Source organism: Mesorhizobium sp. M1E.F.Ca.ET.045.02.1.1 (assembly GCF_003952485.1).
Classification (GTDB): Bacteria; Pseudomonadota; Alphaproteobacteria; order Rhizobiales; family Rhizobiaceae; genus Mesorhizobium.
In genome coordinates, this window is the sequence record NZ_CP034447.1 from 2,679,711 (window position 1) to 2,704,933 (window position 25,223).

At 64.4% G+C, this 25,223-nt stretch carries 24 protein-coding genes and 1 tRNA gene; 10 read left to right on the forward strand and 15 right to left on the reverse strand.

Going from position 1 to position 25,223, the window contains the following annotated elements:
• Positions 1-125 precede the first annotated feature (125 nt).
• From EJ070_RS13020 to EJ070_RS13035, 4 genes are read right to left on the reverse strand one after another with little or no spacing between them, the layout of a single operon-like run.
• Positions 126-905, reverse strand: a complete 780-nt coding sequence (locus tag EJ070_RS13020) for a rhomboid family intramembrane serine protease (protein WP_126091727.1) — start codon at positions 903-905, stop codon at positions 126-128.
• 25 nt (positions 906-930) lie between these two features.
• Positions 931-1,512 (reverse strand): cob(I)yrinic acid a,c-diamide adenosyltransferase, encoded by a 582-nt coding sequence (locus EJ070_RS13025; protein WP_126091728.1) that lies wholly within the window; start codon positions 1,510-1,512, stop codon positions 931-933.
• An 18-nt stretch (positions 1,513-1,530) separates the two neighbouring features.
• Complete coding sequence (locus tag EJ070_RS13030; protein ID WP_126091729.1) at positions 1,531-1,722, reverse strand: twin transmembrane helix small protein; 192 nt, start codon at positions 1,720-1,722, stop codon at positions 1,531-1,533.
• A gap of 24 nt (positions 1,723-1,746) precedes the next feature.
• Positions 1,747-2,613, reverse strand: coding sequence for an SDR family oxidoreductase (locus tag EJ070_RS13035; RefSeq protein WP_126091730.1), 867 nt, complete (start codon positions 2,611-2,613; stop codon positions 1,747-1,749).
• A gap of 58 nt (positions 2,614-2,671) precedes the next feature.
• Between EJ070_RS13035 and EJ070_RS13040 the strand changes: the two genes are divergently transcribed.
• Positions 2,672-3,523: a YihY/virulence factor BrkB family protein gene (locus EJ070_RS13040; protein WP_126091731.1), complete on the forward strand. Its 852-nt coding sequence runs from the start codon at positions 2,672-2,674 to the stop codon at positions 3,521-3,523.
• Here the strand turns inward: EJ070_RS13040 and EJ070_RS13045 are convergent.
• Positions 3,493-4,395: a DMT family transporter gene (locus EJ070_RS13045; protein WP_126091732.1), complete on the reverse strand. Its 903-nt coding sequence runs from the start codon at positions 4,393-4,395 to the stop codon at positions 3,493-3,495. The two genes, EJ070_RS13040 and EJ070_RS13045, sit on opposite strands and share 31 nt — an antisense overlap.
• Before the next feature lie 164 nt (positions 4,396-4,559).
• Between EJ070_RS13045 and EJ070_RS13050 the strand changes: the two genes are divergently transcribed.
• Complete coding sequence (locus EJ070_RS13050) at positions 4,560-4,847, forward strand: hypothetical protein (protein ID WP_126091733.1); 288 nt, start codon at positions 4,560-4,562, stop codon at positions 4,845-4,847.
• 152 nt (positions 4,848-4,999) lie between these two features.
• On the opposite strand, the gene gluQRS is transcribed toward EJ070_RS13050, so the two are convergent.
• Positions 5,000-5,875, reverse strand: a complete 876-nt coding sequence (gene gluQRS / locus EJ070_RS13055; protein ID WP_126091734.1) for a tRNA glutamyl-Q(34) synthetase GluQRS — start codon at positions 5,873-5,875, stop codon at positions 5,000-5,002.
• Between the two features lie 151 nt (positions 5,876-6,026).
• Between gluQRS and EJ070_RS13060 the strand changes: the two genes are divergently transcribed.
• Together EJ070_RS13060 and EJ070_RS13065 are read left to right on the forward strand one after the other, a co-directional pair.
• Positions 6,027-6,686: a DNA-3-methyladenine glycosylase gene (locus tag EJ070_RS13060; RefSeq protein ID WP_126091735.1), complete on the forward strand. Its 660-nt coding sequence runs from the start codon at positions 6,027-6,029 to the stop codon at positions 6,684-6,686.
• A 209-nt stretch (positions 6,687-6,895) separates the two neighbouring features.
• Positions 6,896-7,453, forward strand: coding sequence for an HNH endonuclease (locus EJ070_RS13065; protein ID WP_027167440.1), 558 nt, complete (start codon positions 6,896-6,898; stop codon positions 7,451-7,453).
• Positions 7,454-7,927: 474 nt separating this feature from the next.
• Here EJ070_RS13065 and EJ070_RS13070 read toward each other — a convergent pair whose 3' ends face one another.
• Positions 7,928-8,446, reverse strand: coding sequence for a disulfide bond formation protein B (locus EJ070_RS13070; protein WP_126091736.1), 519 nt, complete (start codon positions 8,444-8,446; stop codon positions 7,928-7,930).
• A 22-nt stretch (positions 8,447-8,468) separates the two neighbouring features.
• A complete protein-coding gene (locus tag EJ070_RS13075) occupies positions 8,469-9,059 on the reverse strand; it encodes a YqaA family protein (protein ID WP_126091737.1) in 591 nt (196 codons plus the stop codon).
• 270 nt (positions 9,060-9,329) lie between these two features.
• Between EJ070_RS13075 and EJ070_RS13080 the strand changes: the two genes are divergently transcribed.
• Positions 9,330-9,414, forward strand: a tRNA-Leu gene (locus EJ070_RS13080).
• 189 nt (positions 9,415-9,603) lie between these two features.
• Here EJ070_RS13080 and EJ070_RS13085 read toward each other — a convergent pair.
• The gene (locus EJ070_RS13085; RefSeq protein WP_210211977.1) at positions 9,604-10,674 is read right to left on the reverse strand and encodes a quinone oxidoreductase; all 1,071 of its coding nucleotides are present in this window, start codon (positions 10,672-10,674) and stop codon (positions 9,604-9,606) included.
• Between the two features lie 23 nt (positions 10,675-10,697).
• Here EJ070_RS13085 and EJ070_RS13090 point away from each other — a divergent pair, with 23 nt between their 5' ends.
• Positions 10,698-11,621 carry a LysR family transcriptional regulator gene (locus EJ070_RS13090; protein WP_126091738.1) on the forward strand — a complete coding sequence of 308 codons (924 nt, stop codon included), beginning with the start codon at positions 10,698-10,700 and terminating at the stop codon, positions 11,619-11,621.
• A gap of 124 nt (positions 11,622-11,745) precedes the next feature.
• On the opposite strand, the gene EJ070_RS13095 is transcribed toward EJ070_RS13090, so the two are convergent.
• From EJ070_RS13095 to EJ070_RS13110, 4 genes are all read right to left on the reverse strand, one after another.
• The gene (locus EJ070_RS13095) at positions 11,746-12,912 is read right to left on the reverse strand and encodes a YncE family protein (protein WP_126091739.1); all 1,167 of its coding nucleotides are present in this window, start codon (positions 12,910-12,912) and stop codon (positions 11,746-11,748) included.
• A 71-nt stretch (positions 12,913-12,983) separates the two neighbouring features.
• Positions 12,984-14,264, reverse strand: a complete 1,281-nt coding sequence (locus EJ070_RS13100; RefSeq protein WP_126091740.1) for a GNAT family N-acetyltransferase — start codon at positions 14,262-14,264, stop codon at positions 12,984-12,986.
• Positions 14,264-15,667: a lipopolysaccharide biosynthesis protein gene (locus EJ070_RS13105; protein WP_126091741.1), complete on the reverse strand. Its 1,404-nt coding sequence runs from the start codon at positions 15,665-15,667 to the stop codon at positions 14,264-14,266. The genes EJ070_RS13100 and EJ070_RS13105 overlap by 1 nt, the downstream gene beginning before the upstream one ends.
• Positions 15,668-16,050: 383 nt before the next feature.
• Positions 16,051-16,323 carry a DUF4242 domain-containing protein gene (locus EJ070_RS13110; RefSeq protein WP_126091742.1) on the reverse strand — a complete coding sequence of 91 codons (273 nt, stop codon included), beginning with the start codon at positions 16,321-16,323 and terminating at the stop codon, positions 16,051-16,053.
• A gap of 243 nt (positions 16,324-16,566) precedes the next feature.
• On the opposite strand from EJ070_RS13110, the gene EJ070_RS13115 reads away from it, so the two are divergent.
• Positions 16,567-19,152: a LuxR family transcriptional regulator gene (locus EJ070_RS13115; protein WP_126091743.1), complete on the forward strand. Its 2,586-nt coding sequence runs from the start codon at positions 16,567-16,569 to the stop codon at positions 19,150-19,152.
• Positions 19,153-19,276: 124 nt separating this feature from the next.
• Here EJ070_RS13115 and secA read toward each other — a convergent pair whose 3' ends face one another.
• Complete coding sequence (secA, locus tag EJ070_RS13120; RefSeq protein WP_126091744.1) at positions 19,277-22,009, reverse strand: preprotein translocase subunit SecA; 2,733 nt, start codon at positions 22,007-22,009, stop codon at positions 19,277-19,279.
• 264 nt (positions 22,010-22,273) lie between these two features.
• On the opposite strand from secA, the gene EJ070_RS13125 reads away from it, so the two are divergent.
• Positions 22,274-23,191, forward strand: coding sequence for a peptidylprolyl isomerase (locus EJ070_RS13125; RefSeq protein WP_126091745.1), 918 nt, complete (start codon positions 22,274-22,276; stop codon positions 23,189-23,191).
• Positions 23,192-23,248: 57 nt separating this feature from the next.
• Here EJ070_RS13125 and EJ070_RS13130 read toward each other — a convergent pair whose 3' ends face one another.
• A complete protein-coding gene (locus EJ070_RS13130) occupies positions 23,249-23,848 on the reverse strand; it encodes a TetR/AcrR family transcriptional regulator (RefSeq protein WP_126091746.1) in 600 nt (199 codons plus the stop codon).
• A gap of 107 nt (positions 23,849-23,955) precedes the next feature.
• Here EJ070_RS13130 and EJ070_RS13135 point away from each other — a divergent pair, with 107 nt between their 5' ends.
• Positions 23,956-24,198 carry a hypothetical protein gene (locus EJ070_RS13135; RefSeq protein WP_126091747.1) on the forward strand — a complete coding sequence of 81 codons (243 nt, stop codon included), beginning with the start codon at positions 23,956-23,958 and terminating at the stop codon, positions 24,196-24,198.
• A 136-nt stretch (positions 24,199-24,334) separates the two neighbouring features.
• Positions 24,335-25,216 carry an alpha/beta hydrolase gene (locus tag EJ070_RS13140; protein ID WP_126091748.1) on the forward strand — a complete coding sequence of 294 codons (882 nt, stop codon included), beginning with the start codon at positions 24,335-24,337 and terminating at the stop codon, positions 25,214-25,216.
• Positions 25,217-25,223 lie beyond the last annotated feature (7 nt).

Below are 25,223 nucleotides of genomic sequence, written 5' to 3' on the forward strand. Positions count from 1 at the left end.
AAAACCGGTTCCCACTTTTCGGGATCATGCCCGGGTGGCGTTTCCGTAGTGGCGGCAATCCGGCGCGTCAATATGCACGGCGCATTCAAATCGGTTCAGTCCTGACGCGACGCGGCTCCGCGACCCTATTGCGGCGAGGGTGGCGCCGAGGTTTCGGGCGTTGGCCCGGGCTCGGTCGGAACGGGCGCCTGCTGAACATTCGGCGTGGGATCCGGCTCGCCGTCGGCGCCGGCAAGCAGCGGCACGCCGCGCCTGCGCAACACCAGCACCAGGACGGCGCCGGCGATGATGCCGCCGATGTGGCAGGCCCAGGAAACCTGGTCCTCGCCGCCCGCGGCGAACATCACGATCTGGAACAGGATCCAGAGGATGAGCGGGATGAAAGCCGGGATACGAAGGGGGATACGGGCGAAGGCCAGCACCCAGACCTTAACCCTGGGATAGAGGATCAGGTAGGCGGCGACCACGCCGGCGATGGCGCCGGAGGCGCCGATCAGCGGCACCTGCGAATCCCAGCCAACCAACCCTTGAACGAAAGCACCCGCCGCCGCGCAGGCGAGGTAGAAGATCAGGTAGCGTACATGGCCGAGCGCGTCCTCGACATTGTCCCCGAACACCCAGAGGAACAGCATGTTGCCGCCGAGGTGGAAGATGTCGGCATGCAGGAAGGAATAGGTGAGGTAGCTGAGGCTCTCGGGAATGACGACGAATTCGGGCGACAGCTCGACCTTGTCGTGGACCACCGAAGGGATGAAGCCGAGGCCGAGCACCGCGGCGTTGGTGAAGTTTTCACCGCCGAGCGTGGTCGCGAGATAGACCAGAGCGTTCACGACGATCAGACTGATCGTCACATATTGCAGACGGATGTGACGCAGCCGGTTGGTGTCGTAGAGCGGGATAAACATCGGATCCTCCCGCCATACCTGATTGTCAGCGGTTCTTGCCGGGCACCCATAGCACGTCGGCATTTCCATTGTCATTGACCGCTCGCGCGGCGACGAACAGGAAGTCCGAGACGCGGTTGATGTATCTCAGCGCCTCGCGGTTGACGTGCTCGGCCGGGTCCTGCGCCAGCGCCACCATGATGCGCTCGGCGCGGCGCGCCACCGTGCGGGCAAGATGGAGGGCGGCCGCCGCAGGCGCGCCGCCGTTCAGCACAAAGGACTTCAGCGGCCGCAGGTCCTTGTTGAGCAGGTCGATGTCCTTTTCGACGCGCTCGGTCTGCGCGGCGACAATGCGCAGCGGCTCGTAGTCGAGCGGCTTGCCCTCGTCTGGCACGGCGAGATCGGCGCCGAGGTCGAAAAGGTCGTTCTGGATGCGCGAAAGCATGGCGTCGATGGGCGGATGGCTGACGGCGGTGTGGGTGCGGGCCATGCCGATGCAGGCATTGGCTTCGTCCACCGTGCCGTAGGCTTCGACGCGAAGGTCGGATTTCAGCCGCCGCTGGCCGGTGCCGAGGCCGGTGGTGCCGTCGTCGCCGGTGCGGGTGTAGATCTTGTTGAGCTTGACCACGTCGTCCTCCCCGGCCCGTTACTTGCGGGTGAAGTAGACGGTCAGCATGATCAGCACCAAAGCGATGAACTGAAGCAGCACGCGGGCCTGCATCAGCTTGTTGGAGGTGATGCCGGAGCCGCCGCGCATCATGTTGACGAGGCCGCGGATCAGCACGACCACCACGGCGGCCATGACGATGATGGCGAGGATGTTGAAGACGCTTGCCATGGGCTGGCTCCAGTTCGGTTTCGGTCAGGCGCGCCTGGCGAGCACGCGGTAGAGCGCCGATGCGGGCAGGATACGCTTGAGCACCACGCCGATTCTGGCCGGCACTGTTACCACATAGTGCGGGCGCGGGCGCTGTGACAGAAGCGCGTGGCGCAAGGCGGTATGAACCACTTCCGGTCCAGGCTTCAGCCGCGAGACGCTGCCGCCCGCCTGCAGCCGCGCGAGTTGCGCCTGGTAGTCGGCGCGGTGGACGGAGTTCTCGATGTCGATGTTCTTCAGGAACCAGACGAGGCCGTTGCTGGCGATCTTCGAGGTCACCGGACCCGGCTCGATCAGCGAAAGGTGGATGCCGCTGCCTTCGAGTTCCTGGCGCAGGCACAGCATCAGGCCTTCGATAGCGTGCTTGGACGCAGAATAAGCGCCGCGAAAGCGGACCGGGGCGAGGCCCAGGATCGAGGAGCAGTGGACGAGACGGCCGTGGCCCTGGCGGCGCATGACCGGCACGATGCGCCGCGTCAGATCGTGCCAGCCGAAGAAATTGGCTTCGAACTGCTCGCGGAGCGCCTCTACTGGCAGGTCTTCGATGGCGCCGGGCTGCGCGTAGGCGCCGTTGTTGAACAGCGCCGCCAGCGTGCCGCCCGTGCGCTCCAATACGGCGTCGGCCAGGGCGGCGATGGACTCCGGCTCACGATAGTCGAGATAGAAGGCCTCGATCCCGTCTGCCTCGAGAGCCGCGATGTCGCCAGCTTTCCGCGCCGTGGCGAACACCCGCCAGCCTTCCGCCTTCAGCGCCCGCGCGCAATGAGCACCGATCCCGGAGGAAGCACCGGTGACGATAATGGTGCGCAATTCTTTGGCGGCGGGAATCGTGGTTTCACCTGGGGTTGCCATTTGCCGCAATCACTTCCCATATTCGCGACGTCGACACAATCGAGCGGAGCGCGGGTCCTTGCTCAGGAATATCGTCGCCGTCAAGCGCGTGCTCTATGATGCGATCGGCCATTTCAACACCGACGATGGCTGGGCAATGGCCAGCCATCTGGCGATCACCTCGCTGATGGCGCTGTTTCCGTTCCTGATCTTCGCCACGACGCTGGCAAGCTTTCTCGGCGCGCGTGCCTTCGCCGACACCGCCGTGCATCTGGTCTTCGACACCTGGCCGGAGCAGATCGCCAAGCCGATCGCGCGCGAGGTGCAGAACGTGCTCACAGTCCGGCGCACCGACCTTCTGACCTATGGCGTGCTTTTGGCCGCCTATTTCGCCTCGAACGGTATCGAGGCTCTGCGCACATCCCTCAACCGCGCCTACCGGGTGGCCGAGACGCGCGGCATCATCTATCGCCGGGTGCAGAGCATCATCTTCGTGCTGATCGCGACGGCCTGTTTTCTCGCCGTCAGCGTGCTCCTGGTGTTCGCGCCATTGCTCGCGCGGCTGGCCGAGGCGCATTTCGAATGGATCAAGCCCTATATGGGCACGATCACAATATGGCGTTACGTCATCGCCTCGACGGTCATCGTCATCGGCCTGTTTTCGGTGCATATCTGGCTGCCGGCGGGCAAGCGCCGTTTCGTTTCGATCATTCCGGGCATCGTCTTCACGCTGATCGCATGGCTTGCGGGCTCGACCATCTTCGCCGCCTATCTCGACCATTTCTCGTCCTATGTGACGACCTATGCGGGGCTCGCCTCGATCATGATCGCGGTGGTGTTCCTCTACATCATCTCGGCCATCTTCATCCTTGGCGGCGAGCTCAACGCCGCGATCAGCCGCTATCTCGAGGCGCGCGCGAGAGTCGGCTGATCTTTGCCCTGGCGGGCGGTCGCCAGCCCGACGCCCAGCGTGGCGATCGCCATGCCGGCGATCTGCAGCAGATTGAGCTGCTCGCCGAAGAGGGCCCAGGCGAAGACGGCGGTGACGGCCGGCACCAGGTAGAACAGCGAAGCGACCTTCGACATCTCGCCGTCCCTGATCATCACCATGAGCAGGAAGATAGCGCCCACCGACAGCACCAGCACCAGCCACGCCATGGCGAAGATGAGCTCGCCGTTGACGGTGATCGTGCGCGTCTCGAAGGCGAGCGACCCGAGGATCGTGACGACGGAGCCGCCGACATACTGCCACATCGTCGCCGGGATGAGGTCGCCGCCGGAGGCGTAGCGCTTCTGCCAGATCGTGCCAGCGGCCATGCCGAGCACCGAGACGAGCGAAGCCGCCAGCGTTGCCGCGGTGACGCCGCCGCCAATCATGCCTAGCTTCGGCCAAAGCACGACGACGACGCCCAAAAGCCCGACGGCGAGGCCCGCCCAGTGACGCGGCAGGATCGCCTCGCCGAGGAATTTCCCGGCAAGCACGGCCGTGATCAGCGGCTGCAGGCCGACGATCAGCGCCGAAAGCCCGGCCGGCATGCCCCTGTGGATCGCCCAGAACACGCCGCCCAGATAGACGCCGTGCATGAGAACGCCGGCCACCGTGGCGTGAAGCGCTTCTTCGCGGCTCGCCCTGCGCGAGCCGAGCAGCACGGTCAGGCCGGCAAACAGGACCGCCGCCAGCACGAAGCGGATGGCGAGGAAGGTGAAAGGCTCCGCCCATGGCATGGCATAACGCGCGCCGATGAAGCCGGTCGCCCACAGGACGACGAAAGAGGCGGGGATGAACCGCTTGATGCTGTGCATTTTTTCGGGAAGGGCTCTGGCTGCGGGTGAAAAGTTTATAACGGCAATTGCTCTAATGCCGTTTAATTCGGCAAGCAAAACGAAACGGTTGATCCATAAGCTCATTCGAATTCAACAACCGGTGCGAATGAGGGGCATGGCGTTAAGGCACGCCATGGGCAGGTATGCTTTTGCATCTCGGTACGACGTGGTTGCTGTTCGCGGTCGCGACCGTCGCGGTTTTCGGATTCTTCTTCGGTACGGCGCTCGACGCCATCATGAAGGACGACGGCTTCGGCTCGACCGGCAATACGCTGCTTTTCACGCTTGGCTTTTTCGTTGCCGTCATGGTCGCCAACGAGCATGGTATCAGTTTCAAGGATATCAGGCTGGCGGTCGGCTGGGGTTTGAGCGGCGCCTTCGTCTTCATCAGCGTGATGGCGCTGATCAAAGCCGGGCTGGCTCGTCTGTAACCAGTGCGTCGATATTCAGGTGAGGCCGGTCTGCAAACGCCAGGCTCCTGCGCTTCCGGTACTCACGTACTTTAAGTACGCTCCGTTCCGATTCTCGGAGCCCGCCATTTTCGACTCGGCCTGACCTGAATCTCGACACACTGGAAAGCCAGCTAAAGCCCAATCAGCGGCCGGATATCTTGCGGCGACATGCCTGCCTGCCTGAGCGCGGCAAGGCCGGTGTCCTTGAGGCTCTTCGACAGCTTCCGGCCGTCCGGTCCGAGGACCAGGCGATGGTGGAAATAGCGTGGCGGCGGGAGGCCGAGCAGTTCCTGGAGCAGGCGCTGCACGCCGGTGGCCGCATAAAGATCCTGACCACGCACGACATGGCTGACCTGTTGCAGCGCATCGTCGACGACGACCGCGAGATGGTAGCTGGTCGGGATGTCGCGGCGCGCCACGATGACGTCGCCCCAGGCCCGCGGCATCGCCTCGACCGTGCGCGTCGCGGCCATGGTCTCGTCAGCGAACTCGGTCCATGACAGGGCGCCCGGCATGCGCGCCATGGCCGCCTCGACGTCGAGCCGCCAGGCAAAGGGCATGTTCCCGGCAATGCGCCGCTTGCGCTCCTTCATCGGCAAGGCCCTGTCCAGAGGCGGATAAAGCGGCACGCCGTCGGGGTCGCGCGGCCAGTCGCGGCCGCGCTTCCCGGTCTCGGCGATGAAGGCGCGGATCTCGCCTCGGCTCATGAAGGCGGGATAGACGAGTTCCTCGGCGATCAGCTGGTCGAGCACCGCCCTGTATTCGGCAAAATGCTCGGACTGGCGCCGCACCGGCTCTTCCCAATCGAGCCCCAGCCATTTCAGGTCATGAAATATGCCGGCCTCGAATTCCGGCGTGCAGCGGGTGATGTCGATATCCTCGATGCGCAGCAAGAGCCGCCCGCCCGCCCGCGCCGCCATTTGCTGGTTGAGCAGCGCCGAATAGGCATGGCCGAGATGCAATTCGCCATTGGGGCTCGGCGCGAAGCGGAATGTCAGGAGCGTCATGTCTCAAGGCGGCATTCGGGTTGAAAGGCGCTTCCGCCGGTTGATAGTTAGAGACTGTTTCGAAATTCTGCTCTGGCGGCCAGCGCGAATTTCGAAACAGTCTCTTGGCCATCAATTGCCACTTCGTGGGCGCTCTGGGAACAAACAAAACGTGCAACGCATCGCCTCGCTCGACGACATTGCGGCAGGGCTCGACGCGCTCTGCCTCATCGATCCGCGGCTGGACAAGGTGCGCGATATGGCGGGCGAGGTACCGCTGAGGCTCTCGGAGCCCGGATTCGGGAGCCTCGCCTCGATCGTCGTTTCGCAGCAGGTGTCCCGCGCCAGCGCGGATGCCATCTTCGGCCGGCTGACCAGATTGGTCGATCCGCTGACGCCGGAAGGGATTCTCGCAGCCGGCGAGGACATTTTCAGAGAGGCCGGCTTGTCGCGGCCGAAGCAGCGCGGGCTGATCGCCGCCGCGGAAGCCGTGGCCGGCGGGCTCGATCTTCACCATCTCTGTTCGCTCGACGCCGGCGAGGCGGTCGCGGCGATGACGGCCGTGCCCGGCATCGGTCCCTGGACGGCGGAGTGCTATCTGCTTTTCGCCGCCGGCCATCCCGATGTCTTCCCCGCGCGCGATGTCGCGCTGCAGACGGCGGTCGGCCATGCGCTCGGCATCGACCCCCGTCCGCCGGAGAAAACACTGATTCGGCTGGCCGAATCATGGAGCCCGTGGCGAGGGGTCGCGTCGCGGCTTTTCTGGGCCTACTACCGCGAATTGAAGGGCAGGGACGCGGCGCCCCCTGTCGAAATGGCCAAAAAAGCATGAAAATCATGCGTTTTTGACGGTTTCGCCGAATGACAATCCGCTTCACATCCCTGTCATGTCGGGCTTACAGTATCCGCGCCGTTCGGCTACAGCGCCGCGCATCCGGTTGGATGTGCTAAAACGCTGTAGGACTTTTGAAGCGGCGCATGATCCTTTCCGAAAATCATACGATTTTCGGGGTCATGCGCTGAACCAAGGAGGCCAACAACGTGACGGTTGCCGTATCTCCGGATGGGCTTCCAGCGCTGGTGCTGAATGCGGACTACCGTCCGCTCAGCTATTATCCCCTGTCGCTCTGGTCGTGGCAGGACGCCATCAAGGCCGTCTTCCTCGACCGGGTCAACATCGTCGCCGAATACGAGCACGCGGTCTCCTCGCCGACCTTCTCGATGAAGCTGCCGAGCGTGGTGAGCCTGAAGGCCTATGTGAAGCCGTCGCGGCATCCGGCCTTCACCCGCTTCAACGTCTTCCTGCGCGACCGCTTCCAGTGCCAGTATTGCGGCACCCCCGAGGATCTCACCTTCGACCATGTCATCCCGCGCCATCGCGGCGGGGCGACGACTTGGGAGAATGTCGTCGCCGCCTGCTCGCCCTGCAACCTCAGGAAAGGCGGCATGATGCCGGCGCAGGCCAAGATGTGGCCGCTGCAGAAGCCCTATCAGCCGACGGTGCACGACCTGCACAACAACGGCCGCCTGTTCCCGCCCAACCATCTGCATGAAAGCTGGATGGATTATCTGTACTGGGATGTCGAACTCGAACCGTAGAGTTCGGCACAAATCCGCCATGCTGGCCGCCTGGCGCAGCTTTCTGCGCTTCCGGCCTTCGCCGGTCGAAGCACCAGTGGGAGGTGGTCGTGGTGGTTAAGGGCTACGGCCGGCGTGGGCCGGTGCTCATGGACTTGCCAGGCCGCGATTGTCTGACACTCCCAGATATCGGACCAGTTCGGCGTGTTCACTTATCAGCGGCTTCGCGTTTAACGACCGGCTTCCCCCACTCCGTCGCTGCTTCGCAGCGCCACCTCTCCCCCCTTCGGAGGGAGAGGAAGGGAGCCTTTGGAGGAGCGCTGGCTAGAATAGGCTCGCGCCCTTCCTCTACCCCGTCGATCGGGGGAGAGGTGGCTCGGCGAAGCCGAGACGGAGTGGGGGTCGATCTGGCTCGGACGTCGAAAGCTGCGCCATCCGACTCAGCCTGCCGAATTCTTGCTCGAACTCTGCGTGGCGTCGCTCGATCGAATTGGCTCAGTCGCGCGAGAGCGCGCTGCGGAAGGCGACGGCGGCCAGGATAAGGCTGGCGATGGCGTTCCAGCCGGCGAGCGACAGGCCGAGGATGCGAAGCGCGGCCTTGTCGCAGGAGGGCGGCACGAATTTGTCGAGCGCGTCGAGCACGCCTTTGCCACCGGTGTCGACCGGGCCGGCGCCGGCCGTGCAGTCGGCAGGACCCGGCCACCAGGCCCATTCGACGCCGGAATGGTAAACGCCGAGATAGAGGCCGTAGAGCATCAGCAGGCCGCCGATCACCAGCAGGGCGCGCGTCACCCAGGCCGGCGCGCGCAGCATTGAAGCAATCACCGCCACCAGCATCAGCGGCGCGCCGATGTAGTAAGGGGTGCGCTGCTCCAGGCAGAGATGGCAGGGGATATAGCCGCCTATGTACTGGAAGGCGAGCGCCGAGCCGACGGTCGCAGCCATGGCGACGGCGAGAAACAGCGCCGCGCGGGTCCGCTGGCGTCCGGTGTCGGCATTCATGGTCGCTGTCATCGAAGGGTCCGTTCGCTTGGCTTTATCCGTGGGCGTATCTGACCGCGATATAGAGCAAAATAAGGGCAGCGGCGCCGGCGCTGACGATCATACCCAGGCGCTTTTCGATGAACTCCTTGATCGACTCGCCGTAGCGGCGCAGCAGCCAGGCAAGCAGCAGGAAACGGGCGCCGCGCGCCACGATGGCAAGCCCGATGAAGAGCATGAGGTTGACGCCGATGACGCCGGACAGGATCGTCACCACCTTGATCGGCGGCAAATGCGCGGCGCCTGAGGTAACCAGCATCAGGATAATGAAGCCGACGCCGGATGAGAGGCGCAACTGCTCGAACTCGTCATACTTGCCATAGAATTCAAGGATCGGCTTGGCGACCGCCTCATAGGCATAGTGGCCGATGAACCAGCCGGCGATGCCGCCCAGCACCGAGGCGACCGTTGCGATCAGCGCGTAACGATAGGCGCGGTCGGGCCGCGACAGCGCCATCGGCAGATAGAGCACGTCGGCCGGCACAAGGAAGACAGAGCTTTCGACGAAAGCGATGAAGGCCAGCCACCATTCGGCGGATTTGCGCGCCGCCAGCGACAGGGTCCAGTCGTAAAGTCCGCGAAGCATCGGCTCTCCTAATGAATGCCACCCCGAGGCGCTTGCGGTTTTTGGGCGACGACAGGCAGGAAGACAAGGACCCAAAGCGCCGCAGCAAGGGTTTCGGCGCAGGTACGCCGTCTGTCTAGAAAGATTTTCCGCGCCGCACAATGGCGGCGCCACCATGAAACCGAAAAGCTGTGGCAGGGGCACCGGCGGGTTTGTCAAATCCGCAACAGGCCAGTTGACGAAAGCCCGTCCAACCGTATAGTCCGCGCCCATCCAGGCCGCCCGGCCTGAGCCCCTATGGCGGAATTGGTAGACGCGCTCGACTCAAAATCGAGTTCCGCAAGGAGTGCTGGTTCGATCCCGGCTAGGGGCACCATCCTTCGCTCCAATCCACCCCGAAGGTCCGCCGCGATAGCTGGCAGGATGCCCGAGACCACGAAGGCGTCGGTGCCGATGGCAAAGTTTCCCCACCGTTAGCAACCGGACACGCCGATCGAAAGCCCGAGCGCCTGCGGCGGCGTTGCAGTTTGCAGGCGTGCTCATCACGGCGGCTTTGCGATTTGCCTCACACGGAGCCGATCTCGATGACGATCTTGCCGACGTTGCTTCTGTCAATGAGCTGGTCCTGCGCCGCGGCGGCGTTCTCAAGCGAATAGACGCCCGAGATCTGCGGCGTAAGCCAACCTTCGCGGATCGCCTGCCAGACGGCCGCAGCACGCATGCGCCGCTCCTTTGGATCGGCGATGTAGTCGAAGAGATCGCACCCGTGGATCGCGCGCGACCTATGGATCAGGTGGTGGACGTTGACCGGATCGGCTTCGCCGCTGACAAGTCCATAGGTGACAATATTCCCGCGCGTCGCGACGAGTTCGAGATCGCCGGCCAACGTCGTTTTGCCGATGCCATCGATGATGAGATCGACGCCTCTACCGTTGGTGACGTCACGGCCGATCGCGACAAAATCGTCCCTGGTGTAGTCAATGACGTAGTCGGCGCCGAGCCTCTTGACCACGTCGACCTTGCTGGTGCTGCAGGTGCCGATCACGGTGGCGCCAAGGTGCTTCGCCCACTGCACGAGGTTGCGACCCATCCCACCAGCGGCAGCGTGAACCAACACCGTCGTGCCCGGCCGCACGGGCCTGATCTCATTGAGCATATAGTGCGTCGTCATGCCTTGCGCAGTCATAGCAGCCGCTATCTCAAATGAGATGTCGTCGGGGAGCGGCACGACTTTGTCAGCCTCGATTGCGATAAGCTCGCTATAGGCGCGCTCAAGACCGGCGCTCTCGTTTTGCATATAGGCGACGCGATCGCCGATCTTGAAATCCCGGACTGACGAACCGATCGCCACAACCATGCCCGCGCCCTCGGTGCCGGGCACAAAAGGAGTGGGCACGGCCGGAAAGGGATACCAGCCGCGCCGCATGGCAATGTCGATGAAGTTCACGCCAGCATAGTGGTTGGCGATGATGACTTGGTCGGAAGCCGGAGTCGGTTCGGTTCTGTCGACCAGAGCCAGCACGTCCGATTCGCCGTAGGCGGTCACCTCAACTACTTTCATGATCTGATCCTCGTCTCGAGCGGTAGGGCAAGACTTGCGCGCTCCATGTCCCCGAGATAAACGCGGAGCGCTCATTTGCCCAATCGATGACACTCCTTATGGGAATCGATCACGCTAATCTCGCTCGGCTCGACCTCAACCTCTTGGTGGCGCTTGACGCGTTGCTGTCGGAGAGGAGCGTGACACGCGCCGCGGCGCGGGTGGGACTGGGACAGTCGGCGATGAGTTACAACCTCGCGCGCCTGCGTGCGTTGTTTCGTGACGAACTGCTGGTGCGCAGTGCCGATGGAATGCGTCCGACCCCGAAGGCGCTGGCTCTGGCCACACCGGTACGCGCGGTGCTGACCGGCGTGGCGGCGATCGTCCTCGAACAACCGGGCTTCGAGCCTGCTACGGCGGAGCGCCGCTTCCGTATTGCTGTCCCCGACAGCCTGGAAAGCACGCTGCTGCCGCGCCTGTTGGGCGCGCTTGCTGCGGAGGCGCCCGGCATCGCGGTGCAGGTGCGTTCAACAGACCGCTTTGCGGTGCTCGACTTGCTGGACCGAGGCGAACTCGACCTCGGTATCGGCGTGTTTACGGAAGGAGATACGACCCACAAGCGGCGCGTCTTATATCTTGAAGGCTACCTGTGCCTTTATCCGCCGGACTTGGTTCAGGTGTCCGCACCGATCACCCTGAACGAATACGTATCGCTGCCGCATGTGCTGGCGTCGTCGCGGGAGGATCCTCGCGGCGTCGTCGACGATGCACTAGCACTGCTTGGGCAACGCCGACGCGTGTTACTGTCCACGCCGCATTTCCTTGCCATTCCCCACCTTCTGCGGCCGGTGGGCGCGATTGCGACCCTGCCGGCAGCGCTGGCTCAGAGCTTCGTGCAGCAGTTCCAATTGGCGACCAGCAACCTGCCGTTTGACCTGCCGAGCTTCCAGGTGTCGATGCTCTGGCATGCCTCGTACGACCGCGATGCTGCGCATCGATGGCTGCGGGAGAAGATCGCTCGTGTGGTCTCGGCCTCAGCATGAGCAGCCATCAATTCCATTTGGCTAAACCACCGAATCATGAACGGAGACGAGCGGTTCACCAACATTCCGCAGCTCCAGAGCGGGAACAAGTGTGGGCAGGAGGGGGTGCAAGGTCCCGAGCACGCTACCGCATATTCCCCGTATGCCCCTGCGAATACCGCCCGGGTTGCGGCCAGACGGTGAGGCCATGCGGTTCCACACCAACGCGGATCTTGGTCACGGCGCCGCTCGCCGTGTCGATCATGTAGACCTCGCTGTCGAAGCGGCCCGAGAGCCAGAGCTGCTTGCCGTCGGCGCTGACATTGCCCATGTCGGGGCTGCCGCCTTCGGGGATCGGCCATTGGGCGACGACCGAGCGCGTGGCGAAGTCGATCACCGTCACGCTGCCCGGCCCGTCGGCGCGGCCCTGCTCCATCTTGTGCGAGCCGCGGTTCGAGACGTAGAGCCGCTTGCCGTCGCGGCTGACGACGAAGCCATGCGCGCCTATGCCCGTCGCGACGAAGCCGATCTCCTTGAAGCTGTCGCCGTCGATGAGGAAGACGCCGTCATTCATCATGTCGGCGACGTAGAAGATCTTGCCGTCGGGCGACAGCCTTATGTCCTGCGGCATGCCCATCTTCGACAGGTCGAGATGGCCGAGCACCTTCTGGTTCTTCAGGTCGATCTTTGCCAGCCCGCCGTCGCCATACTCGCAGGTGAAGATCGCATAGGAATTGTCGGCCGAGAAATCGGCGTGGTTGATGCCGGGGCAGGTCGGCGCCGGGATGATCGATTTCAGGGCCATGGTCCGCGGATCGCGCAGGTCGAGCTGCCTCAGCGCCTCGTCGACGATGATGGCGGCGCTGCCGTCCGGCATGAAATACATGTTGTAGGGGTCGTCGACCTGCACCTGCTTGCCGGGTTTGGCGGTCGTCGGGTCGATCGGCGTCAGGCTGCCGTTCTTGCCGGTGCCGTTGTTGGCCACCCAGAGCGTCTTCAGGTCCCAGGAGGGAACGACATGCTGCGGCTTGCTGCCGACCGGGAACCTTTCGACCTCCTTGAGCGTCACCATGTCGATCACAGAGACGCTGTTCGAGGAGCGGTTCGGCACATAGACGCGCGGCAGCGCGCCGGCCGTGGCGGCGTCGAGATGGCCGGCGGTGGTATGGCTGTAGATGTTGACGGGCGGCGGCGGAGGCTCGCTGCAATCCTCGGGGCAGGAGCCTGCGAAGGCGGTTGTCGGCAGTGGGGCGAGCAGCAGGCCAAGCAGCGTGATTGGCGGACCGACATGGCGCAGGAAGGTTCTGATCATCTGGATTGCTTTTCGAGGAAGGCGGACCGGATCGGCCCGCCGCATGCCATAGCCTGTGCAGCGCTCTCCATCTAGCGCCTTTTCAAGAGGCTCCGCATGCGGTTGCGCAGGATGCGCGCCATGTTGCGGGTCTCGCGATAGAGGTGCAATTGCGAGGCTGCCTGGCGGGCGAGGCGGTCGGCGTCCGGCGTCAGACCCACGACCAGCGTGCCCATCGGCTTGCGCTCGCTCCACAGCCGGCTCATCACCGGATGGTCGGGCACCGCGCAGGAATCGGTCATGACGATGTTGGGGTCGTCGAGGTGCTGTTTCGTCACCTCGATCATCAGAAGCGTGCCCGGCGAATAGGCTGAGAGCGCCTCGTCATAGGCGGTTTTCCAGGTGTAGGCGACGCCCGCCTCGACGAAGACCACCAGGCAGGCGATGGTGCGGCCGTCGAGCTTCAACGAATGGATGCGGCACATGTCGTGCTCTGCCAGCCGGTGCACGGCCTCGCGGGCGAAGGCGGCGCGGTAGCGGTCGATCGCCATGGCGGTGCGCTCGCGGCCCTTCCAGCCCGCGGCCTCCAGAGTCAGGAAGCTCTCGATGGCGTGGCGGATCTCGTCCGGCCCGCGCGCCACGACATGCTCGAGCCTGCCAAGGTCGGCAAGACGCCGCTTCAGGCGGCGGAATTCGCGATAGTGATGCGAGCGCAGCGATGCCTTGAGATAGTCGTCGCCATCGGCATCGCTCTCCAGCACCGGGCGCTCGGCCTTGCCGGTGACGACCAGGGTCAGGCCGCGGCTGTCGGCAAAGGAGGTGAGCAGGCTCGCCACCGGGCCGTCCAGCCTCATGTCGGGCAGCACAAAGACCTTCGGCAGCTTGAGATGCGGCCTCGACAGCATCGAGAAGAAATCCTCGATGACGCCGACCGGGTCGTCGCGATCGACCAGCGGCGCGCCGAGCGGGCCGAACGGGCTCGACCATGTGCGCATGACCGGGACGCCGAGCGGGATCGCCGGCCGCTCGACCGAGAACGGCACCAGAAGCCGCAGCCGGTTGCGGAACTCGTCGCCGTCGCGGATGACAGCCAGCCGCACCTCGCGGTCCTCGAGCCTCGGCATGGCGGGGGCCAGGAAGCGGGGGTTGAAGAACACGTTGGGTTCGATCGCGCGGGCGCTGAGATAATCGAGCTCCTCGACGAGATCGAAGCCTGCGGAGGCCGGATAGATCGCGAGCCTGCGCTCCGGCCTGTTGTTGGCGAACAGCTCGATATGGGCAGGGTCCGCCTCCCTGGCGAGGCCCGCAAGGCCCGACACCATGGCGCCGGCCGGGCCGCCGCTGGTCTCCTCGAGCAACGGAACGGCGGCCATCAGGCGACTTCCTTCTTTGCAGGCACGAAAATCGCCATGACGATGCCGAGCTTGCGCCAGACGGTGAAAGACAGCGCGCTGGCCTCGAAGATCATGGCGAGGCTGGTGGCGACCGCCGCGCCCCAGAGGCCGAAATGCGGGATCAGCATCACGTTGAGGCCGATGTTCAGGGCAAGCGTCATGGCATAGACGGCGGCGCAGATGTTCTGGTTGCCGCTCATGGTGAGCAGGCTTTCGCAGGGGCCGACGGCGCCGCGCGCGACGACGCCGAAGACGAGCAGGAAAAGCAGCGGATAGCCGGCGGTGAATTCCGGGCCGAACAGCACCAGCATCGGCTTGCCGAGCGCCAGCACCAGCAGCGCCATCGCCAGCGACGGCCAGAAAGTCCAGGAGACCGTCTCGCGAGCGAAGGCGGCAAGCCGTTCCGGCTCGCCATGGGTGAACTGCGCGTAGCGCTGGGCGACGCCCGCCTTGACGGCGAAATAGACGAAATGCACCAGCGCCAGCGTCTTCACGGTAGCGAAATAGATTGCGACGTCATTGGGGTCGAGATAGGCGCCGACCATCAGCACGTCGGCATTGGTGAGCAGGAAGAAAAAGCTCTCGACCAGGAAGATCGGCAGCGAGACGAGGAACCACTGGCCGAAATGCACGGTCGTCGGGCCGGCCGGGATCTTCTTGTCCATGCGTGAGGTGACGCCTATCAACTGGCCGAGCGTCGTCACATAGGTGGCGGCGATCGAGGCGAAGATCGCGGTCTTGGCGTCCGGGGCGTAGTTCAGGGCGAGCATAAGCGCCATGAACACCAGGATCAGCACCGGCCGCACGAGATAGGTCGGCGACAGCGCGAACAGCGCCCATGAATTGGCGCGGGCCAGCCCCTGCAGAAGATCGCCCATCGCGATCATCGGCAGGCAGATGACGCCGAGGATGAAGGGAACGACATAGTAGTTCTCGATCCAGGGCGAGGCGAGCCAGACGCCGAGGGCGCCGAGGGCCGCAATCACCGTCGAGGCGACCAGCACGAACAGGCGGCTCGCGAGCACGATGCCGCGCAGCTCGGCGAGCATGCCGCGCTCGCGATATTCGGGAATGAAGCGGATGACCGAGGTGTGGAAGCCGAGGCAGGCAAGGTTGCCGACGATGACCATCGTCACCCAGACCAGCACGAAGATGCCGTATTCGAACGAGCCCATCCAGCGCGCCATCAGCACCTGGCTGATGAAGGCGATGACGGCGCTGACGATGCGGATGGAAAAGGCGATCAGCGACATGCGGCCGGCTTCGCCGCGTTCGTCGGCGGTGAACAGCACGGCATCGATGCGGCCAAGCAACGGCCGCATGCGCAGCGCTAAGCGCTGCGGCAGGAACCGCCCGGCAGTCGTCGCCGCGGAAAAGCGCACCCCGAATACTCTCCGTTTTCCGCCTCTTTCCAGCGGTCCCGTCTATCCGAAACACCTTAAGAAAGGGTGGGTGGAGTGCTCCCTTCTCCCCTTAGAGACGGAGAGAAGGGAAGGGGCTGCATCAACGGTGATGCCACCAATATTCCCAGTATTCGCGCGGCATCTCGCGCTCCTCGAGGCCGATATCGCGTCTCAGATAATCGTCCCGCGGGGGCAATCGGCGGCGCCGGTTTCGCAGAGGCGAAAGCAGCGCCGCCACGGCCCGCTGGATGATGCCGCGCCGTGGCGCGAGGATATGCGCCGGGGCGGATACTCCCTCGCCGTCCGGCACGCCATCAGGTCCGCCACCGGCAGGGATGATCTGAAGCGCATCGTCCGCTTGATCAGCGATAAAAGTAGGGGTCGAGGACCCGCACCTCCGTGATCTTGTCGACGGGAAGCGAATTCTTCTGCGCGGTGCTGCGGATCGCCTCGGGCGAGGGGGCGTCGTAGATGCAGAAGCTCTTCGACTTGTCGGGCGAGACGAAGGACTGCACCCAGGTCACGCCCTTTTCGGCGTTGCGGGCGATGACGCCGCCCATGGCCGTCGCGCCGGCATCGTTCATCGGCACGTTGAGCCCATCGGGAAATGTCCGTTCAACCAGATAGCGAGGCATGATTGGTTTTCCTTTGGTGATTGAATCACGCTCGGTTCGAGCGCGGCCGCACTAAAACCACGCTCGCAAAAGCCGCGCATCGGAACCTTTCCCCATATTGGGCGGGACGATTCCCCACATTAGGGGCGTTATTTGTGGAGAGAGGCACCATAATGTGTGGAAGGTCACATTATGGCGCGCTCATCCGGACTATCGAGGCGGCACCCGCCGCGGTGAAATCCTGACTTTGCGAGAGAAACGAGAATGCTTCTGGAAAGGCAGACGCAACTGCGGCAACTGGAGGCCCTTGTGGCGGATGCGATGCAGGGCCGCGGCCGCGTCGCGGCGCTGTCAGGCGAGGCCGGCGCCGGCAAGACGGCGCTGGTCGAGGCCTTCGTCGGTCATGTCGGGCAAGGCGTGACGCTGCTTCGCAGCGCCTGCGAGGACCTGTCGATCCCGGATCCGCTCGGGCCGCTCTACGACCTCGCCCGCGAGGCGCAATGGGAATTGCCGCGGGCGATCGACGCCCGGCAGGGGCAGCGGCTGCCGCTGTTTTCCGATGCGCTCGACGTCTTCGAGGCGAAGGGTCCGAGCCTGCTCGTCATCGAGGACCTGCATTGGGCGGATGACGCTACGCTCGATTTCGTCCGCTTCCTCGGCCGGCGCATTGCAAACACCCACATTTTGCTTCTGGTCACGGCGCGCACCGACCGCAGCGAGGGGCAGATGCGCGTGCGCCGGGCGCTCGGCGAGATCCCGGCCAGCAATGTCACGCGTATCGAGGTGCCGCTGCTCAGTGAGGCCGCCGTGTTGTCGCTCGCGGAACAGGCCGGTCGCGAGGGCGAAGCGATCTACCGGGCCACCGCCGGCAATGCCTTCTTCGTCGCCGAACTGCTTGCCGCCGAAAGCGACAGCGCGCTGCCGGCCAGCGTACGCGACGCGGTGCTGGCCCGGGCGGAGCGGCTGTCGCCCGGCGCCCGCTCGATGCTCGACGCGGTGTCCGTGTTTCCGCGCCGCGCCGACGCCTGGGCACTGCAGGGCCTGTGCGGGATCGCCGCCGCCGGTCAGCTCGCCGAATGCGTCAGCCAAGGCCTGCTCGAGGATTTCGGCGACGGCTACGCCTTCCGGCACGAGATCGCTCGCCGGGCCATCGAGATGGCGCTGACGCCGAGCCGACGGCGCGAGTACAACCAGCGCGCGCTGACAGCACTGCAGGAAAACCCCGATGTGGCCACCGCAAGGCTGGTGCATCACGCGGTGGAGGCGCAGAACCTGGAGGCGGTGCGCGAGCTTGCGCCGCTTGCCGCGCGCGAGGCTTCCCGCGTCGGCGCGCATCGCGATGCCGCCGGCCATTACGAGGTCGCCCTGCGGTATTGCGATGGCCTGCCGATGGAAAGCCGGGCCGCGCTGCACGAAGGCCATGCCTTCGAATGCCATCTCATCGGCCGCATCAACGCGGCCATGGAGGCGCAGCGTGAGGCGCGCCGGCTGCAGCAAGCGTTGGGCGACAGGCTGAAGGAAGGCGACAGCCTCAGATGCCTGTCACGCTTCGCCTACCTGCTCGGCGACCGCGAGGCGGCGGACCGGTTCGGGTCGCAGGCCGTCGAGCTTCTGGAAACGGCGCCCGACAGTCCCGAGCTTGCCATGGCTTACTCGAACCTTTCCCAACTGGCGATGCTGGCCGAAAGGCTCGACGAGACGCTTTCGCTGGGTGGCAAGGCGATCGCGCTGGCGGAGCGGCTGAACCGGCCGGACATCCTGTGTCACGCACTCAACAATGTCGGCGCCGCCGGGCAATGGCTGGATTTCGCCAAAGGGCGACGCGATCTCGCCCGCAGCCTGGGAATCGCCCTTGCGGGGAATTTCCAGGAGCATGCGGCCCGCGCCTTCACCAATTGCGCCTGCGTCGAGATGAACCGGCTCAGCTTCGACGAGGCGGAAGCCTTCCTCGAACGCGGCATCGCCTATTGCGTCGAGAACGATCTGGCGACCTGGCGCGACTACATGCGCGGCGTTCAGGCGCAGTTGCTGCTGCGGCGCGGCCTGTGGAACGACGCGGCGGCGATAGCGCATGACGTCATCGACGACGAGGCAGCGACCGCGCTGGTGCGCTACCCCTCGCTGGTGGCGCTGGCAAGGCTGCGCATCAGGCGGGGTGATCCATCGGCCGAGCCGGTGCTGGACGAGATGACAAGCTTCCTGGACAAGGGCATGGAGCTGCAGCGGCTGGTGCCTTACGCGGCGGTGATGGCGGAGCTCGCATGGCTCGGGCAAGGCGATCCGGACGAGGCGCTCCGCCTGATCGACCTCGCCGAAAGCCAGTCGCCGACGCGGGCGGTGTTCGGCGAATTGGCGATCTGGCGGCAATTGCTGTCGCCCGACAGCGATCCCGGCGAGACCATTGGCATGGCCGAGCCGCATCGCCTTCTGCTTGCCGGAGACTGGCGCGGCGCCGCGGCGTTCTGGGCAGGGACGGACGCTCCCTTCGAGCGCGCGCTCGCCTTGCTGCAAGGCAACGAGGCGGCGCTGCGCGAGGCGCTCGACATTCTTGAAGCGCTTGGCGCAAGGCCGGTGGCGCAGCATGTGCGCGGCATGATGCGGCAAAGCGGCGTCAGCCATATCGCGAGAGGGCCAAGGCAGGCGACGCGCGCCAATCAAGCGGGCCTCACGCAACGCCAGATGGAGGTGCTGCAACTGATCGAGCGCGGCTTCTCCAACAAGAAGATCGCGGCGCATCTGACCATCTCGCCGAAGACGGTCGATCACCACGTCTCGGCGGTGCTGGAGAAGCTGGAGGCCGTCTCGCGCGGCGAGGCGACGGCGGCGGCGCGGGCGTCGGGGCTGCTGTGAGGCTTACCGGCCAGGGAAGCTGGAGCAGTTCGGTGTTTGGCAGATCGCCGAACACCGGCGCAGCCCCTCATCCGGCCCTGCGGGCCACCTTCTCCCCGTAAAAACGGGGAGAAGGAAGAGAGGATCAGGCGAAGGCGCCGTGGCAGTGCTTGTATTTCTTGCCGGAGCCGCAGGGGCAGGCCTCGTTGCGGCCGATCTTGCCCCAGGTCGCCGGGTTCTTCGGATCGCGATTCTCCGGCGCGACGATCGTGTTGTGATCCTGGCGGACCAGAAGCGCGGTCTCGCCGCCCTGGAAGTCGTCCTCGCCGGTGGTGCCGTCGATATGGCTGCCGAACATGTCGGGCGCCTCAGGCGGGGGAGCGTCCGCCGCCTGGCGGACCAACTCGACGCGCATCAGCTGCGCGGTGACGGCCTGTTCCAGGTTGCCGAGCATGGCCTGAAACAGTTCGAAGGCCTCGCCCTTGTACTCCTGCAGCGGGTCGCGCTGGGCATAGCCGCGGAAGCCGACGACCGAGCGCAGATGGTCGAGATTGACGATGTGCTCGCGCCACAGGTGGTCGAGCGTCTGCAGCACCACCGAGCGCTCGACATAGCTCATCACGTCGGGGCCGAAGCGGTCGGCGCGTTCCTTCGCGGCTGCATCGGCAGCCGCCGCGATGCGTTCGCGGATGTCGTCCTCGGCGATGCCCTCTTCCTTGACCCACTCTTCGACCGGCAGGTCGAGGTTCAGGAATTGCGCCACTTCCTCCTTCAGGCCGGCAACGTTCCACTGCTCGGCATAGGCGTTTTCGGGGATGTTCTTGGCGACGATTTCCTCGATGACGCCCTCGCGCATCTCGGTGACCGTCTCGGACAGACCTTCGCCGTCCATCAACTCGATGCGTCGCTGGAACACCGCCTTGCGCTGATCGTTGGAGACGTCGTCATATTTCAAGAGGTTCTTGCGGATGTCGAAGTTGCGCGCCTCGACCTTCTTCTGCGCCTTTTCCAGCGCCTTGTTGATCCACGGGTGGATGATCGCCTCGTCTTCCTTGAGACCGAGCTTCTGCAGCATGCCGTCCATGCGCTCGGAGCCGAAGATGCGCATCAGGTCGTCCTGCAGCGACAGGAAGAATTTCGAGCGGCCCGGATCGCCCTGGCGGCCGGAGCGGCCGCGGAGCTGGTTGTCGATGCGGCGCGATTCATGGCGCTCGGTGGCCAAAACGTAGAGGCCGCCGGCGGCCAGCGCCTTTTCCTTCAACTGCGCGACGTCGTCGCGGATCTGCTTTTCACGTGCCTCGCGTTCCGGCCCGGCCGGCATGTCGGCCAATTCCTCGGCAATGCGCATGTCGGCGTTGCCGCCAAGCTGGATGTCGGTGCCACGGCCGGCCATGTTGGTGGCGATGGTGATGGCGCCGGGCTTGCCGGCCTGGGCGACGATGGCCGCCTCCCGCTCGTGGTGGCGGGCGTTCAGCACCTCGAAATTCTTGAAACCGTCCTTGCGCAGGCGTTCGGCCAGCTGCTCGGATTTCTCGATCGAGGTGGTGCCGACTAGGATCGGCTGGCCCTTGTCGCGCGCTTCCTTGATCTCCTTGACGATCGCCTTGTACTTCTCGTCCACCGTCCGATAGACCTCGTCGTCCTCGTCCTTGCGGACGACCGGCAGGTTGGTCGGGATCTCGGTGACTTCGAGATTGTAGATGTTAGCGAATTCCTCGGCCTCGGTCAGCGCCGTGCCGGTCATGCCGGCGAGCTTCTTGTAGAGGCGGAAATAGTTTTGGAAGGTGACGGAGGCGAGCGTCTGGTTCTCCGGCTGGATCGCCACGTGTTCCTTGGCCTCCAGCGCCTGGTGCAGGCCTTCCGAATAACGGCGGCCAGGCATCATGCGGCCGGTGAACTCGTCGATGATGACGATCTCGCCGTTGCGCACGATGTAGTCCCTGTCTTTCTGGAACAAAAGGTGCGCCTTCAGCGCATTGTTGACATGGTGGACGATGGCGACGTTCTCGACGTCATAGAGCGACTCGCCCTTCAGCAGGCCGGCGTCGCGCAGCATGTTTTCCAGCCTTTCGGTGCCGTCCTCGGTGAAGATCGTGGTCTTCTGCTTCTCGTCGACCTCGTAGTCGGGGGGGCCGAGCCTCAGCATGAAGGCGTCGATGGTGTTGTACATTTCCGAGCGGTCCTCGAGCGGACCGGAAATGATCAGCGGCGTGCGCGCTTCGTCGACCAGGATGGAATCGACCTCGTCGACGATGGCGTAGGCATGGCCGCGCTGCACCATCTGCGAGCGCTCGTACTTCATATTGTCGCGCAGATAGTCGAAGCCGAGCTCGTTGTTGGTGGCATAGGTGACGTCGGAGGCGTAGGCCTCGCGGCGCTCGTCGTCGGAGAGGCCGTGAACGATGATGCCGACGGTGAGGCCGAGGAACTTGTAGATGCGGCCCATCCATTCCGCGTCGCGCTTGGCCAGATAGTCGTTGACGGTGACGACATGGACGCCTTTGCCGGCAAGCGCATTGAGATAGACCGGCAAGGTGGCGACCAGCGTCTTGCCCTCGCCGGTGCGCATTTCGGCGATGCCGCCATTGTGCAGCACCATGCCGCCGATCAATTGCACGTCGAAGGGACGCATGCTCAGAACGCGGCGGGCCGCTTCGCGCACGGTGGCGAAAGCCGGTATCAGCAGGTCGTCGAGCGACGCGCCGTTGGCGAGATCCTGGCGGAATTTTTCCGTGCGGCCCGCAAGCTCGGCATCGGACAGCGCCCGCATCTCGTTTTCCATGGCGTTGATGGCCTCGACCCGGGGCCTGGTCGCCTTGACTCGGCGGTCGTTGGAGGAGCCGAAAACCTTACGGGCGAGACCGCCGAGACTGACCATCCAATGGTCCTTTCGATAGCAATTTTAGCCGTTTGCGACAGGCGCCTGGCGGGCCTATCAAATCCGCGTGAATGCGGACAAACGCAAAAAGCGCCCGGAAAACGGTTCTGGACGCCAAGTCGTTGGACAGATAAGAGGGGGCTCAATCGATGTCAACGCCGCGTTAGCCCTCCGGGCAGCGCCAAATTCCGCCACAATCGGACTGATCTGGAACCTTTCCGCTCAAGCCATCCTTATTGGCAATCCCCATTGGAGTTTATCTTGATGTCCCTGCTGTTCCGCCGCGCGTCGCTCGCCAGCCTTGGCCTGGCCTTCGGGCTCTCGGCTCTTTCACTGTCGCCGCTGATGGCGCAGGAAACCAAGCCCGCCCAGCCGGATGCCGCGGCTCCCGCCGCTGCGCCGGTCGACCCGAACGCCGTCGTCGCCACCATCAACGGCGAGAAGCTGACCGAGGCCGATCTTGCGCTCGCCGAAGGCGAGCTGTCGCAGCAGTTCCAGCAGCTGCCGCCGGAACAGCGCCGCGCCGCCGCCCTTTCGGCTGCCATCGAAATCCGCGTCATGGCCAAGAAGGCGGTCGACAGCGGTCTCGACAAGGATGCCGATTTCCAGCGCCGCATGGCGTTCCTGCAGCAGCGCGCCCTGCACGGCGAGGTGGTCGAGAAGGAGGTCGTCAACAAGGTGACGGACGCCGAAGTCCGCGCCCGCTATGACCAGGAAATCGCCAACACGCCGCCGGTCAATGAAATCCACGCCCGTCACATCCTCGTGAAGACCAAGGAAGAGGCCGAGGCGATCATCAAGCAGCTCGACGGCGGTGCCGATTTCCAAAAACTCGCCAACGAGCACACCAGCGACCCAAGCGGTAAATCGAATGGCGGCGACCTCGGCTGGTTCGGTCCCGGGCAGATGGTGCCTGAGTTCGACAAGGCGGCCTCTGCCCTGGAGGTCGGCAAATACTCGAAGGAGCCGGTGCAGTCGCAGTTCGGCTGGCATGTCATCAAGGTCGAGGACAAGCGCGCCAAGCAGCCGCCGGCCTTCGACGACGTCAAGGACCAGGCCAGGCAGGCCGTGATCCGCGACAAATACTTCGCCATGGTCAAGGAATTGCGCGGAGCCGCCAAGGTCGAGATCCCCGACGAGAAGCTGAAGGCCGCGGTCGACGCGATGGAGAACGGCAAGTAAGCGCAAGAGACTCCGCAAAAGGGCGCGGCGAACTGTTGTTCGTCGCGCCCTTTTGTTTCAGCGGATACGCACGGCAATGCCGTGCATCACATAGCGGACTGCCTTGCGTATGGCCGCGTCGTCTTCGTCGAGGCGATTGGTCAGGAGATGCGTCCAGGCATAGGAGGCCATGAGGTCGGCAACGAGCGTCGGGTCGATATCGGCCGCAACTTCGCCCCTCGCCTTGGCGCGCTCGACCATCTGGCCGGTATGGGCGCGGCGCCCTCTCGCATAGTCTGCAAGCGCTGCTGCCGCGCCTTCATCGGACTGGGCCTCGGCGATCAGCGATCTGAACACGCTGCCGGACGAGGTTTCGCGCCAGTGCGAGAACAGGCTCTTCAGGAAACCAACGAGATCGTCCTCCAGCTTTCCGGTGTCCGGATTGTCGACGCGCTTGCCCCGCTGGTAGACGTCGAGCAGCAGAGCCGCCTTGCTCGGCCACCAGCGGTAGATCGTGGGCTTGCCGGCGCGCGCCCGCCGCGCCACGGCCTCGATGGAGAAACCGGCATAGCCGGCTTCGACCAGCACTGCCTCGGCGGCGTCGAGAATGGCGCCGGCGCTTTCCGGGTTTCGCCGCGCGCCGATCGATTTGCGTCCCGAGCCAGCCTCTTCAGCCATTCGACCTGTCTTATCCATGAATTGCTGCATCCTCATACACGACCTCTTGACGAAACGAAACGGTCCGTTTTATATAACGGAACGTTTCGTAACGATAGGAGAGATCGATGACCCAGCCCACCCGCTTCTCGCGTCCCCGCTTTGCCCTTCTGGTTCTTGCCGGCGTCTATCCGCTGATCACCGCCATTCTCTACGTGGTGTTCCCGCTCACCGAGGATTGGTTCATCTGGCAGCGCACGCTGGTCATCGCGCCGCTGATGGTCTCGATCATGATCTGGGGACTGATCCCCGGCGTGCAGAGGGCGTTTGGCGGTTTCATCAATGTGCGCGCAGGCCGGCCGGGCGAGTAGGCGCTGGAACCGATCTGATCGCCGCCGGCGCGACACGCTGCAACGAATGTAGGGATGGATCGGAGCGGCAAATTCCGAAATAACTCGGCTGCCGATGAGGCGGCCAAGGCCGCTGCCAGCGCGGAGCAAGCGGATCATGTTTGAAGGTTTCGCACGCAAGGCCTTCACCATTGACGGGATGGACATCGCCTGCGAGGTTGGCGGTTCCGGGCCGCCGGTGCTTTTGCTGCACGGATTTCCGCAATGCCGGGCGATGTGGGCTCGGGTCGCCCCCTTGCTCGCGGATCGTTTCACGGTCGTTTGCGCCGACCTGCGCGGTTATGGCGATTCCTCGAAGCCGAAATGCCTGCCCGATCGGTCGAACTACAGCTTTCGCGCGATGGCGAACGACCAGGTCGGCCTGATGCGCCAACTCGGATTCGACCGGTTCCATGTGGTCGGCCACGACAGGGGCGGACGGACCGGACACAGGATGGCGCTCGACCATCCGGAAGCGGTCCTGTCGCTCACCGTCATGGATATCGTGCCGACCTATGCCATGTTCACGGACACGAACAGGCATGTCGCTGGCGCCTACTGGCACTGGTATTTCCTGTCGCAGCCGGAGCCGTTGCCCGAGCGCCTCATAGGCAACGATCCGGACTTCTTTTACGAAACATGCCTAGTCGGCTGGGGCGCGACCAGCATTTCGAGTTTCGATCCCGAGATGATCGCCGAGTACCGGCGGGCTTGGCATGACCCCGGGATGATCCACGGTTCCTGCTCCGACTATCGGGCGGCAGCCAGCATCGACCTCGAACACGATGCCGCCGACATCGGCCGCAAGGTCCTCTGCCCGACGCTCGTATTCTACGGCTCGTCGGGAACGATGGCCTCGTTGTTCAATATCCCCGCCGAATGGCGCAAGCGGGCTGCCGACATGACCGAAGCGTCACTGCCTGGCGGGCATTTCTTCGTCGATCAATTCCCGGCCGAGACGGCCGAGCGGATCATTGCGTTCCTGAGCGGGCATTCCTGAGCGCTCC

Bases quoted from the DNA above. Each gene is read 5' to 3' on its own strand.
- EJ070_RS13020 (WP_126091727.1), bottom strand. From the start codon at position 905: ATGTTTATCCCGCTCTACGACACCAACCGGCTGCGTCACATCCGTCTG.
- EJ070_RS13030 (WP_126091729.1), bottom strand. From the start codon at position 1,722: ATGGCAAGCGTCTTCAACATCCTCGCCATCATCGTCATGGCCGCCGTG.
- EJ070_RS13035 (WP_126091730.1), bottom strand. From the start codon at position 2,613: ATGGCAACCCCAGGTGAAACCACGATTCCCGCCGCCAAAGAATTGCGC.
- EJ070_RS13045 (WP_126091732.1), bottom strand. From the start codon at position 4,395: ATGCACAGCATCAAGCGGTTCATCCCCGCCTCTTTCGTCGTCCTGTGG.
- EJ070_RS13050 (WP_126091733.1), top strand. From the start codon at position 4,560: ATGCTTTTGCATCTCGGTACGACGTGGTTGCTGTTCGCGGTCGCGACC.
- gluQRS (WP_126091734.1), bottom strand. From the start codon at position 5,875: ATGACGCTCCTGACATTCCGCTTCGCGCCGAGCCCCAATGGCGAATTG.
- EJ070_RS13070 (WP_126091736.1), bottom strand. From the start codon at position 8,446: ATGACAGCGACCATGAATGCCGACACCGGACGCCAGCGGACCCGCGCG.
- EJ070_RS13075 (WP_126091737.1), bottom strand. From the start codon at position 9,059: ATGCTTCGCGGACTTTACGACTGGACCCTGTCGCTGGCGGCGCGCAAA.
- EJ070_RS13085 (WP_210211977.1), bottom strand. From the start codon at position 10,674: ATGAGCGCTCCGCGTTTATCTCGGGGACATGGAGCGCGCAAGTCTTGC.
- EJ070_RS13090 (WP_126091738.1), top strand. From the start codon at position 10,698: ATGGGAATCGATCACGCTAATCTCGCTCGGCTCGACCTCAACCTCTTG.
- EJ070_RS13095 (WP_126091739.1), bottom strand. From the start codon at position 12,912: ATGATCAGAACCTTCCTGCGCCATGTCGGTCCGCCAATCACGCTGCTT.
- EJ070_RS13100 (WP_126091740.1), bottom strand. From the start codon at position 14,264: ATGGCCGCCGTTCCGTTGCTCGAGGAGACCAGCGGCGGCCCGGCCGGC.
- EJ070_RS13110 (WP_126091742.1), bottom strand. From the start codon at position 16,323: ATGCCTCGCTATCTGGTTGAACGGACATTTCCCGATGGGCTCAACGTG.
- EJ070_RS13115 (WP_126091743.1), top strand. From the start codon at position 16,567: ATGCTTCTGGAAAGGCAGACGCAACTGCGGCAACTGGAGGCCCTTGTG.
- secA (WP_126091744.1), bottom strand. From the start codon at position 22,009: ATGGTCAGTCTCGGCGGTCTCGCCCGTAAGGTTTTCGGCTCCTCCAAC.
- EJ070_RS13125 (WP_126091745.1), top strand. From the start codon at position 22,274: ATGTCCCTGCTGTTCCGCCGCGCGTCGCTCGCCAGCCTTGGCCTGGCC.
- EJ070_RS13130 (WP_126091746.1), bottom strand. From the start codon at position 23,848: ATGGCTGAAGAGGCTGGCTCGGGACGCAAATCGATCGGCGCGCGGCGA.
- EJ070_RS13135 (WP_126091747.1), top strand. From the start codon at position 23,956: ATGACCCAGCCCACCCGCTTCTCGCGTCCCCGCTTTGCCCTTCTGGTT.
- EJ070_RS13140 (WP_126091748.1), top strand. From the start codon at position 24,335: ATGTTTGAAGGTTTCGCACGCAAGGCCTTCACCATTGACGGGATGGAC.